Source organism: Klebsiella sp. ZJOU C1 (genome assembly GCF_035620215.1).
Taxonomy (GTDB): Bacteria; Pseudomonadota; Gammaproteobacteria; order Enterobacterales; family Enterobacteriaceae; genus Klebsiella; species Klebsiella variicola.
On record NZ_CP141644.1, the window covers coordinates 2,491,474 to 2,506,423 of the forward strand.

Below are 14,950 nucleotides of genomic sequence, written 5' to 3' on the forward strand. Positions count from 1 at the left end.
AGTGGGGTCAGGCCTGAACAGTATTCATCAGTACGGCCATTTCATCTTTTACCGACTGCACCTGCGGGCCAATAACCACCTGCAGGTTATGCTGATTGAGCTGAACCACCCCGATGGCGCGATGGGCTTTCAGCGCGGCGGCGTCCACTTTGCTCATATCGTGTACCGACAGACGCAGACGAGTAATGCAGTTATCCAGCGAAACAATGTTCTCGGCGCCGCCGAGCGCTGCCAGAATCGCCGGCACGTTATAGCCGGATTTGCCGATGGTACCGGCGACGGCTTTCTCCACGCTGGCGGCGGTGTCGATATCGCGGCCCGGCGTTTTCAGATTGAAGCGGGTAATGGCGAAGCGGAAGATGGCATAGTAGACCGCGAACCAGATAGCCGCTACCACCGGCACCAGATACCACTTGGTCGCCAGGCCATGCAGGATGCCAAACACCACGAAGTCGATGATATTGCCGTCGGTGTTGCCGATGGTCACCCCGAGCACCGCCATGATGGTAAAGCCGAGACCGGTCAGCAGCGCGTGGATGACATACAGCACCGGCGCGACGAACAGGAACAGGAACTCCAGCGGCTCGGTGGTGCCGCCGACCACGCAGGCGATAACCCCGGAGATCAGCAGGCCTTTAATTTTATGCCGGTTTTCCGGACGGGCGCAGTGGTACATCGCCAGCGCGGCTCCCGGCAGGCCGCCGAGGAAGGCCGGCATTTTACCCTGCGACAGGAAGCGGGTGGCGCTTTCGGAGAAGCCGTGGGTGGTCGGGCAGCTCAGTTGCGCCTGGAAGATGGTCAGCGCGCCGCTGACGCTGTGGCCGCAGACGTCGAGGGTACCGCCGGCTTCAGTGAAGCGGATCAGCGCCACCAGAATGTGGTGCAGGCCAAACGGCAGCAGCAGTCGCTCGCCGGTGCCGAAGATCATCGGGCCAAAATCCCCGGCGCTGTTGATCATCTTCCCGAGGGCGTTGATCCCCATGGCGAAGACTGGCCACACCAGCGGGATCGCCAGCCCGACCAGACCCAGCACCACGGTGGTGATGATCGGCACGAAGCGGGTGCCACCGAAGAAGGCCAGGGCGTCCGGCAGGCGAATGTTATGGAAGCGTTCATGCAGCAGCCAGACGATAATCCCGGCGATAACCGCGCCGAGGATCCCGGTATCGATCGACGGAATACCGATGATGTTCTGGATATTGTTGGCCTTCAGGATCGCGGCGTCGGTGGTGGGCAGAATGCCTTTCGCCGTCAGCCAGAAGTTGACCGCCAGGTTCATGACCGCGTAGCCGACAAAGCCGGCGAAGGCGGCGACGCCTTTGTTCTCCCGCGCCAGCCCCAGTGGGATGGCGATACAGAACATGACCGGCAGGAAGCTGAAGGCAAAGGAGCCGACTTTGCTCATCCAGATAAAGATGGCCTGCAGCAGCGGCATATCCAGCCACGGCAGCAGCGTCAAAACATCGTGACTGCTTAACGAACTGCCGATCCCCAGCATGATCCCACAAAACGAGAGCAACGCTACGGGCAGCATAAAGGTTTTTCCGAGCTGCTGGAAAAACTCCCATAAAGTGATTTTTGGTGCTGTTTTCGCCGTCATAACACGGTTCCTGATTCTCAAGTGGTCGGGAAGAACTAACGCCACGGCAAGATAAAACGTTTTACCAGTTTTTAGTGCGATAAAAATCACATAATCAAGCGATAATAAGGTTTATAAAGATTGCACAATGATAAAACGTTTTATCGACAGGCAAGGGAGTCAGCCAGCACGTTATGGCTATCGCAAAAAAGATCACCATCAATGATGTGGCGCAGGCCGCCGGGGTCTCCGTGAGCACCGTCTCGCTGGTGCTGAGCGGTAAAGGGCGCATCTCCAGCGCCACCGGCGAGCGGGTTAATCAGGCCATCGAACAGCTGGGATTTGTGCGCAACCGCCAGGCCGCCTCGCTGCGTGGCGGGCAGAGCGGGGTGATTGGCCTTATCGTTAGCGATCTGTCAAAGCCGTTTTACGCCGAATTAACCGCCGGCCTCACCGACGCCCTGGAAAGGCAGGGGAAAATGGTGTTCCTCACCCAGGGCGGGCGCAGCGGCGAGAAGATAGACCAGCGGTTTGATACCCTCGCGGCGCAGGGGGTCGACGGGGTGATCATCGCCGGGTCGATCGATCGCGGGAGCGAACTGCGCGAGCGGGCCGCGCAGGCCGGCGTGCCGCTGGTGTTTGCTTCCCGCGCCAGCTACCTTGACGATGTCGATCTGATCCGCCCGGACAACATGCAGGCGGCGCAGCTGGTGACCGAGCATCTTATCCGCCGCGGCCATCAGCGGATCGCCTGGCTTGGCGGGCAGAGCTCCTCGCTGACGCGCGCCGAGCGGGTCGGCGGCTATTGCGCCACCTTGCTGAAATACGGTCTGCCGTTTCACAGCGAATGGGTGCTGGAGTGCGAGTCGAGCCAGAAGCAGGCGGCGGAGGCGATGGCGGGGCTGTTGCGCCAGAATCCGACCATCACCGCGGTGCTGTGCTACAACAACGTGGTGGCCACCGGCGCGTGGTTTGGTTTACTGCGGGCCGGAAGGCAGAGCGGAGAGGATGGCGTCGAGAGCTATTTCGAACAGCGGGTGGCGCTGGCGGCCTTCGCCGACGTGCCGGAGGCGGCGCTGGATGACCTGCCGCTCACCTGGGTAACGACCCCGGCGCGCGAGATGGGGAAAACCCTGGCAGAGTCGATGCTGCGACGGCTGGAGGAAGGCACCGGCGAGGCGCGAAACCAGATTATGCCGCCGCGGCTGGTGACACGGAAGTGAGGGAGACGGCGCGATGGCCGTCTCCTGAGACGATAAGTTACGGCTGCGGGGCGGCGTCGTCCTGCTGAGGAGCGGCGTCATCCTGTTGCGGCTGGCCTTCCTGCGGCGCCGCGTCCGGTTGAGCAGGCGCTTCCAGACCAAACATCGCGGCAAAATCCTCCAGCGGCATTTTCTGTCCGTTCAGCGTCACCTGGCCGTTAGCGTACTGCAGGCTGCTGCTGATGGCGTTATCTTCCATGGTGGTGATGCGGAACATCTGGCCCATCGCCGCCAGGCCTTTGACCTGCTGATCGGCGAGTTTGGCCGCATCGGCTGGCTGGTAACCTTCCAGACCGGCGATTTTGGTCATCAACTCCGTCGCCATATCCACCGGGATCACCACCTTGCCGTCAAGGGACTGCACCACGCGATCCAGACTGTCCGCCAGGGTCTGCGGTGGGGTGGTCACCTGGGCCGGATCCTTCAGCAGAACCGACAGATTCAGGGTACTTTCCCCTTTGGCATTGCGCCAGCTCAGCGGAGAGATGGTCACCGATGGGTTGCCTTTAAGCAGGATCGGCAGCGCATTGAACAGGGTTTCGGTTAACGCCTGCTGGTACAGTTCCGGGTTTTGCGCCAGTTCCGGTTTTGCCAGCAGCGCCTGAGACTGTGCACTGTACTGCTGACTAAACTGGTGCCACGCCTGACCGTCGACATTATCCACTTTCAGCGTCAGTTTGCCGCTGCCCATATCCTGCCCCTGCAGCTTGAGGCTGTTGACGGTGTAGTTCACCTGGCTGTTCACGCCTTTGCCGTCCTGGGTCAGCGTCGAGCCGCCGTCCAGCGCCATCCCGTCAACCAGCGCCAGCTCTTTGCCTTCGACGCTGATGGCCAGTTTATCGAGGGTCATTTTTTGCTGGCCGATACGTTCGTTGAAGCTGGCCAGTTCGGTGGCGCCGTCGGTGGTCAGGTTGACGAAGCGCAGCTGTACCTTCTGATTATATTCGTTGAGCGCATCGATCTGCCCGCTGCCGGCCTGGCCCTTCAGGCTGATGTTTTTGCCGTCGCGGTCGGCGTCGAGCTGGAACTGACCGCCGCTGAAGGTGACTTTCTCATCACCTTTGGCATAGTCGAGGGCATTGAGCACGATCGCCGACTGGCTGTCGCCGCTGTAGGCGATGCGTGTATCGACGGTAAAGGGAGTGTTGCCTTTGGCGATCTCGAACAGCGCCTGGCTGGCATCATTTTTCACCAGCGTGGTGTGGACCGAGGCCATCGCCGGCGCCAGATTAAAGGTTTTTAATGAGGCCAGCGGGAAGGGGCCATGATCGACCACCTCGTCAAGTACCACGCTCTGTCCGGCGGCCAGCCAGCTGTTGGCCTGACCGGCGATCGGCTTAACCACCAGCTGCAGATGGCTGCTGAACAGCCCGCGCCGGTAATCCTGATAGCTCAGCTCCAGACCTGATTCCGGCGCGCTGCTGCGTAGCTGCGCGTTAGCCTGCTGCACCATATCGGCGATCCGGCCTTCCAGCTGTTTGCCGGTGTACCAGGCGCCGCCTGTCCATACCACGCCCAGCGCCACGATGATGCCTGCTGCGACCAGCGATTTTTTCATAGCATTTGTCCATAAATGAAGCCAGGCGGAGAGACCGCCTGGCTGAGTTGTCATCATTCAGTAAGCGCGACCTGAAAGGTCAGTCACTTACTGGAGCTTATTGAACACGCGCGCCACGCGGCCGCGTCCGCTGACCTGCACCGGTGATTCGTTAGCGGCCACGAAAGCCGACTCGCCCGGCTTGAGCGTCAGGCTCTGGTCACCTTTGTGCAGTATGGTTTCGCCGTCGACGCAGAAAATAATCGCCGCGCTCGCCTGAGCCAGATCGCTGGCCTCGGCGGAGAGGTCGTGCAGCGAGAAGGCAAAATCTTCCACCGGGATCGGGAAGTCCAGCTCTGCGCCGTGCTGCTGCGGCTGGGTCAATAGCTCACCCGCCGGTTTGGCTTCGAACTTGACGTTAGCGACCAGCTCAGGAATATCAATGTATTTCGGCGTCAGACCGGCACGCAGTACGTTATCCGAGTTGGCCATCACCTCCAGCGCCACCCCCTGCAGATAGGCATGCGGCGTTTCGGCGAACAGGAACATGGCTTCGCCAGGGTTCAGCTTCACCACGTTCAGCAGCAGCGGCGAGAAGAGGCCGCTGTCGTCCGGATAGAATTCCGCGATCAGGCGGATAGTCTGCCACGGTTCGCCTTGTTCACGGGCCAGTACGTCGCGCAGCACCTGCAGCGCCTTGGCTTTTTCCTCACCCTGCATATTGAGCAGGCTGGCAAACAGCTGGCTCAGATGAGCCGCGTCCGGCTGCTGCAGGAAGGCGCCAATCGCCGGATGCGCGCTAGCCACCGGCTGCAGCAGGGTGACAATCTCGCTGAACTCGCGAAACGCATTCATCGCCAGGAACGGCGTCAGGGCAAAAACCAGCTCCGGCTTGTGGTTTGGATCTTTATAGTTACGCTCGGCGGCGGAGAGCGGGATGCCGGCGGCGTTCTCGCGGGCGAAACCTTCTTCCGAGGCCTGCTTGTTGGGATGGACCTGAATAGAGAGCGGCTGAGCGGCGCACAGCACTTTAAACAGGAACGGCAGCTCACCAAAGCGGGCGGCAACCTTGTCGCCGAGCAGGGCGGTTTTATCCGCGTCAATCACCTCGCGCAGCGAACGCGGCTGGCCGTCGGCCGCCAGGATCTGCGAGCTGCTCTTCGGATGCGCCCCCATCCACAGCTCCGCCATCGGCAGGTTGTCCGGGTTGGCAATGCCATACAGTTCAGTTAAAGCGGTGTGGCTTCCCCATGCGTAGTTCTGTACGGCGTTGATCAGCTTTTGCATTCTCATTCCCTGTATCAATCAAAGTAAAAATTATTGCTCTATTAAACCAGTAAACCGTGGAGAAGCAACTGCTGAAAGAAAAAGTCGTCCCTGTCTCAGTTTTTGTTAAAAAATTGTGTAAGATTGATCGACTCGCTTTTCTACAGGCACATGGAGTCCCTGCCTGAAACATAATCAGCCAAAGCAGTAAGTGAGAGTACAATGTCGAATAAACCGTTTGTTTACCAGGATCCTTTTCCCCTCAAAAAGGATGACACCGAGTATTATCTCCTCAGCAGTGATTACGTCTCCGTCGCCGAATTTGCCGGCCAGGAAGTGCTAAAAGTCGACCCTCAGGCGCTAACCCTTCTGGCGCAGCATGCTTTCCACGACGCCTCCTTTATGCTTCGCCCGGCGCATCAGCAGCAGGTGGCTGATATCCTTAACGACCCGGAAGCCAGCGAAAACGACAAATACGTCGCCCTGCAGTTCCTGCGCAACTCGGATATCGCCGCCAAAGGCATTCTGCCCACCTGCCAGGACACCGGCACCGCGATCATCATGGGTAAAAAAGGCCAGCGCGTGTGGACCGGCGGCGGTGATGAAGCCGCTCTGGCGCAGGGTGTGTACAACACCTATATCCAGGACAACCTGCGCTACTCGCAGAACGCGCCGCTGGATATGTATAAAGAGGTTAACACCGGTACCAACCTGCCGGCGCAGATCGATCTTTATGCTACCGATGGCGATGAGTACAAATTCCTCTGCATCGCCAAGGGCGGCGGTTCGGCGAACAAAACCTATCTGTACCAGGAAACCAAAGCGCTGATCACCCCGGCGAAGCTGAAAAACTATCTGGTTGAGAAGATGCGCACCCTCGGGACCGCCGCTTGTCCGCCGTACCATATCGCCTTTGTGATCGGCGGGACTTCGGCGGAAGCGACGCTGAAAACCGTCAAGCTGGCCTCCACCAAATACTACGATGGCCTGCCGACCGAAGGTAACGAGCATGGCCAGGCGTTCCGCGATGTGCAACTGGAGCAAGAACTGCTGCTGGAAGCGCAGAACCTTGGCCTCGGCGCGCAGTTCGGCGGGAAATACTTCGCCCACGATATCCGCGTGATCCGTCTGCCGCGTCACGGCGCTTCCTGCCCGGTAGGGATGGGCGTCTCCTGTTCCGCCGACCGCAACATCAAAGCCAAAATCAACCGCGACGGCATCTGGATCGAGAAGCTGGAGAGCAATCCGGGGAAATATATCCCTGAGCATCTGCGCCAGGCCGGGGAAGGCGAAGCGGTGAAGGTGAATCTTAACCAGCCGATGAGCGAGATCCTGGCGCTGCTGTCACAGTACCCGGTGTCCACCCGTTTGTCGCTGAGCGGCACTATTATCGTGGCCCGCGATATCGCTCACGCCAAGCTGAAGGAGCTTATCGACAGCGGTGAAGCACTGCCGCAGTACGTCAAAGATCACCCGATCTACTATGCCGGTCCGGCCAAGACACCGGACGGTTACGCCTCCGGCTCTCTGGGACCGACCACCGCAGGGCGCATGGATTCATACGTTGATCTGCTGCAGTCGCACGGCGCGAGCAAGATCATGCTGGCGAAAGGCAACCGCAGCCAGCAGGTCACCGACGCGTGCCACAAACACGGCGGCTTCTACCTCGGCAGTATCGGCGGCCCGGCGGCGGTACTGGCCCAGCAGAGCATCCGTAGCCTCGAGTGCGTGGCGTATCCGGAGCTGGGTATGGAGGCTATCTGGAAAATTGAAGTGGAAGATTTCCCGGCGTTTATCCTCGTCGATGATAAAGGCAATGACTTCTTCCAGCAGATCCAGACGTCGCAGTGCGCCCGCTGCGTGAAGTAACCCAGACCGCCCTTCGGGGCGGCTCTGGCCGATGACAAACCGGTTTTCGTTATTGTGATCGCCTTTCTGCCGGGTGGCGGCTTTCGCCTTACCCGGCCTGCGAAAAACAGCAATATTAAACAGTTAGGCAATTCTCTGTAGGCCCGCGCAAGCGCAGCGCCGCCGGGCAATCCCGACGATTGCATTTTGTCAGCGGTCTGGGCCGCCCTTCGGGCGGCTTTTTTATGTCGCTTCGCGGCACGAACCACCAAAACAACTTATAAATCTGGCCAATACTTAGTCTTTTAAGCAGGTGAGCTTTGTCGCTATGACGCACTTTGAATCCAAGGAGAAAGTAATGACAACGCATCGCAGTGAAAAAGACTCGATGGGCGCCATCGACGTCCCGGCCGATAAGCTCTGGGGCGCCCAGACCCAACGCTCGCTGGAGCATTTCCGCATATCAAGCGAAAAAATGCCCGGGGAGCTGATTTACGCCCTGGCGCTGACCAAGCGGGCGGCGGCGAAGGTTAATCAGGATCTCGGGTTGCTGACGGCGGAGAAAGCCGGGGCGATCGTCGCTGCCGCTGACGAAGTCCTCGCCGGAAAGCACGCGCAGGAGTTCCCGCTGGCTATCTGGCAGACCGGCTCCGGCACCCAAAGCAATATGAATATGAACGAGGTGCTGGCCAACCGCGCCAGTGAACTGCTGGGCGGTGAACGGGGGATGGCGCGAAAAATTCATCCCAATGACGATGTGAATAAGAGCCAGAGCTCAAATGACGTGTTCCCCACCGCCATGCACGTCGCGGCGCTGATTGCCCTGCGGGAAAAAGTGATCCCGTCGCTGCAGGCGCTGCGGGCGACGCTCAATGAAAAAGCGGTAGCCTTCAGGGATATCGTCAAGATCGGCCGCACCCATCTGCAGGACGCCACGCCGCTCACGTTAGGCCAGGAGATCTCCGGCTGGGTGGCGATGCTGGACCATAGCCTGAAGCACATCGAAGCCAGTCAGCCGCATCTTGCCGAGCTGGCGCTGGGCGGGACGGCGGTAGGAACCGGGCTGAATACCCATCCGGAGTATGCCGTGCGGGTGGCGGCAGAGCTGGCGTCGCTCAGCGGACAACCATTTGTCACCGCACCAAACAAATTCGAAGCGTTGGCCACTGTGGATGCCCTGGTCCATGCCCACGGCGCGCTGAAAGGCCTGGCGGCGTCCTTGATGAAAATCGCTAACGATGTCCGCTGGCTGGCCTCCGGCCCCCGCTGCGGCATTGGCGAAATCGCGATCCCGGAAAACGAGCCAGGGTCATCGATTATGCCCGGCAAGGTTAACCCAACCCAGTGCGAAGCCCTGACCATGGTCTGCTGCCAGGTGATGGGCAACGATGTGGCGGTGAATATCGGTGGCGCCTCCGGCAACTTTGAGCTTAACGTCTATCGCCCGATGGTCATCCACAACTTCCTGCAGTCGGTGCGTCTGCTGGCGGACGGCATGGCAAGTTTTAACGAGCACTGTGCGGTGGGTATTGAACCGAATCGCGAGCGGATCAGCCAGCTGCTCAATGAGTCGCTGATGCTGGTCACTGCGCTGAATACCCATATCGGCTACGACAAGGCGGCGGAAATCGCTAAAAAAGCGCACCATGAGGGGCTGACCCTCAAAGCCTCGGCGCTGGCGCTGGGCTACCTGACGGAAGCCGAATTCGACAGCTGGGTGCGCCCTGAGGAGATGGTTGGCAGCCTGGCTACTCGCTAGCCAGCCAGAGGTGCAGGCGCGGGATAAGTAATCTCAGCGACTGCGCCTCCGGTTTGTAGCGGTACTGGACATTGTCGGCGTCATAGTTCAGCAATTCGCCGATATCCGGGACGCTGACCCCCTGGCTGCCGGATATCAGCGCGATCAGCGGGCTGGGGCAGGCGTACTGCACCTGTTTCTGCTCGCTGGCGTACCAGACGCGGGCAATCGGCTGCACTTTCACCGGCCGTTTGATTTTCAGCCGCGCCCGCTGCGGCAGGGCGGCGATGTCCTGATACTCCCTCTCAAGCTTGCTCTGCCACTGCTCACGGGTCCACGGCGGCACCGCCCGCGGTGATTGCAGGCTTTTCCCCAGCATCATCAATACCTGGTCGCGGGTCAGGTTCTTGATCACGTGTTTATTGGCCCAGCCGAAGCGGATGGTGCTCGGGTCGATAAGGGGCGTCAGCGTGCGGTAGGCGCTGAGGGTGATCAAGCCCGGCAGGTGGCGATGCACCCATTCAAAACGGGCAGTGGGGGGCAGGCCAGAATCGACGGTGACGATTTTCTCGAAGGTAGCCTTCAGGGCGTTAATATGCTGAATGCGCGCCAGCAGATCCTGCTGCTCCGCGGCGGTGACCTGCAGGCAGATAGCCCCTGGCAGACGGACGGCGGCCTTGCTGCTGCGGTTTTCCGACTGCTGCTGGATAAACAGATGGCTGTAGTGGCGCAGGGCGAGGGCCAGCGCCGCCTTGCCGCTGTGCTGCACCACCGGTATGTTCGCCAGCGGATCGTGCTCGGCATCCTTACTGACCGCCGGCAGTTCAAATACCCGGGCCGCCAGCAGCCGACAGCTGCTTAATGCCTGCTGGAGCATCTGCAGCTCCAGCTCGATCTGGCGAAAGGTATCATTCAGACGTTCAACAAGATCGTAGCTGGCCATCATTTCACCTTAGTTACAACATACTATTTGATTTTTACAGCATACGCAGCGCGCGGCCGCTGCGCAAGTTTTATTCAGGCAGAGGTAAAATCGGGCAACTGATGATAAACCGGCCAGCTAAAGCAGAAGCGGGCGCCGCCGAGAGGGCTGGCCTCACAGCGCACGTCACCGCCCATCGCCTGGGCAATACTGTGCACAATCGCCAGGCCGAGGCCACAACCTCCTGTCGCCCGATCGCGGCTGGGGTCAAGACGGACAAAGGGCTCAAACACCCGCTCGCGCTCTTCGGGAGCGATTCCCGGGCCGTCATCCTCGACCTGCAGCGACGCGCGCGGACCCTGCAGGGTCAGGCTGACCGCCACCCGCTGGGTGCTGTAGCGCAGGGCGTTATTCACCAGATTATCCAGTACCCGCTCCATCAGCCGCATATCCAGCGCGCCGTAGTTGCCGTGGGTCAGCGTCGCCAGAGCGACCTCGCGCTGCGGGTTGACCATCTGGATATCCTCGACGTGATCGCTGATCCAGGCGGGAAAGTCAGGCGTCGTCAGGCTGAGTTCCGTCTGCGGGCGGTCGAGGCGGGCGTAGGTCAGGAGCTCTTCAATCAGCGCCTCCAGCTGGCCGATATCGCGGTTCAGCGCTTGCGATTCCGCCTCGGTGAGGTTTTCGCTCATCTCCAGACGGTAGCGCAGGCGGACCAGCGGCGTCCTGAGCTCATGGGCGATACCGTCAATCAACTGCTTCTTACTGGCAATGAGGGCGTTAATGTTATCGGCCATTTGGTTAAAGGCCACGCCGAGCCGTTCAAAGCTGGACATGCTGTCAAAATGAATGCGCTCGCTGAAGTGGCCCTCGCCAAAGCGCTGGGCAGCGGTTTCAATGCGCAACATGTCCTGCCAGTGCGGACGCATCCAGATAAACACCGGAAAGGCCAGCGAGATAGCAATAAACGCCATCAGCGCCACGTCCAGCAGGCGCATTTCATGCAGAAAATAGAGATAAGGCACCGGGCCCACCGACAGCACATAATGGCTGCGGGGAATACGCTGAATAAAGGTGTACTGGTCATCCAGCGCGACAATATCGCCGGCGCGCAGGTGCTGCATCGAGCTTTCCGACAGCTTAAATTTGCTGATCGGCTCGATGTGCAGATCGAACGACAGGTTCAGATCCAGCTCTTTGAGCGTCTTGCTCCAGTCGCGCGGCGGAATTTCCCGCAGCTCGCTGCGCATCAGATACAGCGAACTTTTCATCAAATCGTCCAGCGACTGTCGTCCGGCGCGCTCAGCGGTAAATTTATAGACCAGACCGACCAGCATGGTCATTACCAGAAAGCAAACGAAGAGCAAAAGATAGAACTGCACAAACAGCTTTTTCATTAAATCTCACTTAAATCAGAATGTTAATTACCTATCTTTTGCCTTCATGGCGCGGTGTGGTATGTGTCTTTCCGCTAAAGCGGTGATGCAGGAACGAAACCAGACCGCAGTCCAGGGCGTTTGTCACGGCAGAATATACCGCAAAATCACTTCTGCGTTTCACGCCCGGTTTAATGCGCTATCAAAGCAGGGTTCACCCTCACTGACAACATCCCGTACGCATAAATAATGACGGAGCCCTTATAAGCGCAGCAGTCCGCCATCCACCACATACTGGGAACGGACGTTGTTGGCCATGATGGTATCGAACTGCGTTTCGGTGGTATTTTCCACCGTAGAAAAGGCGAACTGCCCGGCGTTCAGCCATAGGCCATCCAGCATGCCAAATGATTCTACAGACTCGGCGAGGGCATGCGCCGCCTCAGGTTTCGCGCCATCGTTCTGAAGAAACCAGGCGCGCTCGGGCAGCAATGTGCGTAACAACGCCAGTTTTTGCTGGTGGCGCCCGGTCAGCATCACTTCGCCCCCTTCATCAATAATGCGCATTGCCCCCGCCAGACCAATACCGCTGCTCGCCCCTGTAATCACAATTTTCTTACCTGAGAACCGTCCCATTGTCTCTCCCGTACCGCGTGAGTGTTGAGTTAACTCACACTAGAACAATGAAAATTTATTGTAAAACGACCATCTTTGGGGGCTCGGCATGTTGCACCTTGCCATCTTTGTGGCGCCGGTATACCCGGTATAGGTCGCGTCATCCGGGATGATATCGGCCGGGAATATCTGAATTAGTGACGTTGTCACAAATTAATTATAACCACCAGACCTGCATTACCCTGGAGCGTCGAGCGGGGTATCGCTACTCGCGAAAGTAGGGAATATCCACCGGATAGAGGGTCGTCAGACTCAGCAGACGACAGCGCACCAGCTTTTCCGTTTTGGCATACCAGTAAGCAAATTCGCCGGTGGTCTGGTGGTAAATCATCTGATCGAGGTTGGCAAACGGGATCACCAGCAGCGGTCCCTGGCGAACGTGGCCGCCTCCCGTTTCAAAGTGATGCTGTCCCCAGGATTGCTGGGTATGTTCATAGCGGTGGAGGATCACCTCGATTTGCCCGCGCTGTGGACAGAGGAGTCGAATATCGGCGTTGTCGAGGGAAAAAGCCCAACCAGAGAGTGAAGTGAAGAGTGAGAGTGCCAAAAGTACAACGTATTTCATCATGCAAAAGTCCTGTGTTTTCAGGCTTTATGCCACTCTGATAACGGTAAGTCCTTGAGCACAATCATATTGAAGGCTTATGTGATGGGGAACTGTACGGCTAAACCTATTGATTTACGCAATATGACAAATTCGCAGCGGGCAGCGGGCGCGAAGAGGGAAACCCGCGCAGTTGCCCTAAGCAGTAAAAGTTGAGGTGGTTACTGTCGGGGAGTGCGCCATAAAACGGGCCCCTCGCAGGGCCGCGGGAGAAGCTTAGTTGTCCCAGGCGTGTGGGGCGAACAGGTAGCCTTTGTTGCGAACGGTCTTAATACGATAGGGCTCCGTGGCGTTGTCGAGCAGTTTTTTGCGCAGGCGGGAGATAGCCACGTCAACGCTGCGATCCATCCCGTCGTAGGTGACGCCGCGTAAATTTTTCAGCAGCGCGTCGCGGTCCATAATTTGCCCGGCGTGGGTGGCCAGCTCCCACAGCAGATCGAAATCGGCCGTCGACAATGCGACGCTTTCTCCGCCAAGCAGCACCTGGCGGTTGACCGGGTCAATGGTCAGCGAACCAAAGGAGATGGTTTTGTGCGGCGTGAGCGTTGCCGGGGTACCGGCGCCGGCGCCCGCCGGAGCGATATGCTGGCGTAAATGCAGACGCAGTCGCGCGAGAAGCACCGCTGGCGGCGTGGTTTTCAGGATATAATCGCTGGCGCCCATCTCCAGGGAGAGGATATGGTTCATGTCGCTGTCGAGTGAGGTCAGCAGGACAATGGGCCCTTGCCATTGCCCGCGCAGATCGCGGCAGAGCGTCATCCCGTCTTTGCCGGGCAGCATAATGTCCAGCAGCACGAGGTCCGGTTTCTCCCGCGCGATCACGTCCTCTGCGCGGTCGCCGCGAGGCTCGACCACCACCTCCATATCATGCTTGCCGAGATAGGCGGCGATCAGCGCCCCAACCTCAGGGTCATCCTCAACAAAAACGATTTTATTCATGTCTATTGCACATCAGTAAAAGAAGTAACATACACTGCGTCTATTTTACCCGCCATTACTCTTTTATAAACAGCGCTATTTCCGCTATGCTGCGCTAACTTGTTGATTCATTGTTAAGGCATAAGGACATGGGGCTGTTAATCAAAGGGCTGCTGGGTGCGCTGGTGGTGGTGCTGATTGGCGTGCTGGCAAAAACGAAAAATTACGCTCTCGCCGGGCTGATCCCGCTATTTCCTACCTTTGCGCTCATCGCCCACTATATCGTCGCCAGCGAGCGCGGTATTGAAGCCCTGCGCGCCACCATCGTGTTCGGCATGTGGTCGATTATTCCCTATTTTGTCTATTTGGTATCGCTGTGGTATTTCACCGGGATCATGCGCCTGCCGTTGGCGCTGGCAGGCGCGGTGGGATGCTGGGGGCTATGCGCCTGGCTGTTAATCCTGGGCTGGAACCACTTTCACTAGCGCAGCGGGCGGCCGCCGTCGACGGCGAAGGACCGGCCGGTGACGTAGCGGCTGGTAAACAGATAGTCGATAAGGTCGCTAATCTCTTTTTCGCCTGGGGCGATTTTCATCAGCGATTTATCCAGCGCCTGCTGACGATAGGCTTCGTCGTCACCCTCATTAAACATAATCAGCGACGGGGCGATGGCGTTGACCTTGATCTCCGGCGCCAGCTTGCGGGCGAAGGAGCGGGTCATATTGTCCAGCGCGGCTTTGCTGGCGGCGTAGGCGATATGTTTATCGCTGCCGCGCTCCACGACGTAATCGGTAATATGGATAATATCACTGGCGGCATGGCCGTGGCCGCGCAGCAGATCCTCCAGCGCGTGGTTGAGCAGATAGGGGGCATGGACGTGGATCTGCATCATGCGGTTGATCACTGTGCTCAGCGCAACCCCCGGCTTCTCCGCCATCCAGTCGCTGGCGTTGTGGATGATGGCGCGCAGGCCGCTGGTGTGCGACTTGACCGCTTTGGCGAAGGTGAGTATGCCGTCATCGCTGCTGAAATCGGCCTGCAGACAGAGGGCGCCCGCGTCGCGCAGGCCGTCGATCGCCGGATAGGGCGTGCGATAGCTGACGACGACCGGCTGGTGTTGCAGCAGGAAATGGTGTGCCAGCGCGAGACCGATGCGGCGGCCTCCTCCTGTGATCAGAATCGGGCGGGGCTGTTGTTCAGCCATGGGTATCTCCTATGCGTTCTG

At 58.9% G+C, this 14,950-nt stretch carries 13 protein-coding genes; 4 read left to right on the forward strand and 9 right to left on the reverse strand.

Features of this window, described 5'->3' with window-relative positions:
• Positions 1-7: 7 nt before the first annotated feature.
• Positions 8-1,600 carry a maltose/glucose-specific PTS transporter subunit IIBC gene (malX, locus tag SPE70_RS11840; protein WP_012541901.1) on the reverse strand — a complete coding sequence of 531 codons (1,593 nt, stop codon included), beginning with the start codon at positions 1,598-1,600 and terminating at the stop codon, positions 8-10.
• Between the two features lie 173 nt (positions 1,601-1,773).
• Between malX and SPE70_RS11845 the strand changes: the two genes are divergently transcribed.
• Positions 1,774-2,802: a Mal regulon transcriptional regulator MalI gene (locus SPE70_RS11845; RefSeq protein WP_008805079.1), complete on the forward strand. Its 1,029-nt coding sequence runs from the start codon at positions 1,774-1,776 to the stop codon at positions 2,800-2,802.
• Positions 2,803-2,839: 37 nt separating this feature from the next.
• On the opposite strand, the gene SPE70_RS11850 is transcribed toward SPE70_RS11845, so the two are convergent.
• Positions 2,840-4,399: a YdgA family protein gene (locus SPE70_RS11850; protein WP_064170126.1), complete on the reverse strand. Its 1,560-nt coding sequence runs from the start codon at positions 4,397-4,399 to the stop codon at positions 2,840-2,842.
• Positions 4,400-4,486: 87 nt separating this feature from the next.
• Positions 4,487-5,665 (reverse strand): mannose-6-phosphate isomerase, encoded by a 1,179-nt coding sequence (gene manA, locus SPE70_RS11855; RefSeq protein WP_064170125.1) that lies wholly within the window; start codon positions 5,663-5,665, stop codon positions 4,487-4,489.
• Between the two features lie 201 nt (positions 5,666-5,866).
• On the opposite strand from manA, the gene fumA reads away from it, so the two are divergent.
• Both fumA and fumC read left to right on the forward strand, forming a co-directional pair.
• The gene (gene fumA / locus SPE70_RS11860; RefSeq protein ID WP_023340069.1) at positions 5,867-7,513 is read left to right on the forward strand and encodes a class I fumarate hydratase FumA; all 1,647 of its coding nucleotides are present in this window, start codon (positions 5,867-5,869) and stop codon (positions 7,511-7,513) included.
• Between the two features lie 337 nt (positions 7,514-7,850).
• Positions 7,851-9,251 (forward strand): class II fumarate hydratase, encoded by a 1,401-nt coding sequence (fumC, locus tag SPE70_RS11865; protein WP_012541897.1) that lies wholly within the window; start codon positions 7,851-7,853, stop codon positions 9,249-9,251.
• Here the strand turns inward: fumC and tus are convergent.
• From tus to rstA, 5 genes are all read right to left on the reverse strand, one after another.
• Positions 9,241-10,173 (reverse strand): DNA replication terminus site-binding protein, encoded by a 933-nt coding sequence (gene tus / locus SPE70_RS11870; RefSeq protein ID WP_064170124.1) that lies wholly within the window; start codon positions 10,171-10,173, stop codon positions 9,241-9,243. The genes fumC and tus overlap by 11 nt on opposite strands.
• A gap of 74 nt (positions 10,174-10,247) precedes the next feature.
• A complete protein-coding gene (rstB, locus tag SPE70_RS11875; protein WP_039103296.1) occupies positions 10,248-11,549 on the reverse strand; it encodes a two-component system sensor histidine kinase RstB in 1,302 nt (433 codons plus the stop codon).
• A 240-nt stretch (positions 11,550-11,789) separates the two neighbouring features.
• Positions 11,790-12,164, reverse strand: a complete 375-nt coding sequence (locus tag SPE70_RS11880) for an SDR family NAD(P)-dependent oxidoreductase (protein ID WP_074188463.1) — start codon at positions 12,162-12,164, stop codon at positions 11,790-11,792.
• Between the two features lie 244 nt (positions 12,165-12,408).
• Positions 12,409-12,771 carry a hypothetical protein gene (locus SPE70_RS11885; protein WP_008805071.1) on the reverse strand — a complete coding sequence of 121 codons (363 nt, stop codon included), beginning with the start codon at positions 12,769-12,771 and terminating at the stop codon, positions 12,409-12,411.
• 252 nt (positions 12,772-13,023) lie between these two features.
• On the reverse strand, positions 13,024-13,746 hold the full coding sequence (gene rstA / locus SPE70_RS11890) for a two-component system response regulator RstA (protein WP_023322533.1): 723 nt from the start codon (positions 13,744-13,746) through the stop codon (positions 13,024-13,026).
• A gap of 128 nt (positions 13,747-13,874) precedes the next feature.
• Between rstA and SPE70_RS11895 the strand changes: the two genes are divergently transcribed.
• Positions 13,875-14,210 (forward strand): GlpM family protein, encoded by a 336-nt coding sequence (locus SPE70_RS11895; protein ID WP_008805069.1) that lies wholly within the window; start codon positions 13,875-13,877, stop codon positions 14,208-14,210.
• On the opposite strand, the gene folM is transcribed toward SPE70_RS11895, so the two are convergent.
• Complete coding sequence (gene folM / locus SPE70_RS11900) at positions 14,207-14,929, reverse strand: dihydromonapterin reductase (protein ID WP_324726649.1); 723 nt, start codon at positions 14,927-14,929, stop codon at positions 14,207-14,209. The two genes, SPE70_RS11895 and folM, sit on opposite strands and share 4 nt — an antisense overlap.
• Between the last annotated feature and the right edge of the window lie 21 nt (positions 14,930-14,950).

Coding starts and splice junctions, on each gene's coding strand:
- fumA (WP_023340069.1), top strand. CDS start 5,867: ATGTCGAATAAACCGTTTGTTTACCAGGATCCTTTTCCCCTCAAAAAG.
- malX (WP_012541901.1), bottom strand. CDS start 1,600: ATGACGGCGAAAACAGCACCAAAAATCACTTTATGGGAGTTTTTCCAG.
- rstB (WP_039103296.1), bottom strand. CDS start 11,549: ATGAAAAAGCTGTTTGTGCAGTTCTATCTTTTGCTCTTCGTTTGCTTT.
- SPE70_RS11880 (WP_074188463.1), bottom strand. CDS start 12,164: ATGGGACGGTTCTCAGGTAAGAAAATTGTGATTACAGGGGCGAGCAGC.
- SPE70_RS11885 (WP_008805071.1), bottom strand. CDS start 12,771: ATGATGAAATACGTTGTACTTTTGGCACTCTCACTCTTCACTTCACTC.
- SPE70_RS11845 (WP_008805079.1), top strand. CDS start 1,774: ATGGCTATCGCAAAAAAGATCACCATCAATGATGTGGCGCAGGCCGCC.
- SPE70_RS11850 (WP_064170126.1), bottom strand. CDS start 4,399: ATGAAAAAATCGCTGGTCGCAGCAGGCATCATCGTGGCGCTGGGCGTG.
- tus (WP_064170124.1), bottom strand. CDS start 10,173: ATGGCCAGCTACGATCTTGTTGAACGTCTGAATGATACCTTTCGCCAG.
- manA (WP_064170125.1), bottom strand. CDS start 5,665: ATGCAAAAGCTGATCAACGCCGTACAGAACTACGCATGGGGAAGCCAC.
- fumC (WP_012541897.1), top strand. CDS start 7,851: ATGACAACGCATCGCAGTGAAAAAGACTCGATGGGCGCCATCGACGTC.
- rstA (WP_023322533.1), bottom strand. CDS start 13,746: ATGAATAAAATCGTTTTTGTTGAGGATGACCCTGAGGTTGGGGCGCTG.
- SPE70_RS11895 (WP_008805069.1), top strand. CDS start 13,875: ATGGGGCTGTTAATCAAAGGGCTGCTGGGTGCGCTGGTGGTGGTGCTG.
- folM (WP_324726649.1), bottom strand. CDS start 14,929: ATGGCTGAACAACAGCCCCGCCCGATTCTGATCACAGGAGGAGGCCGC.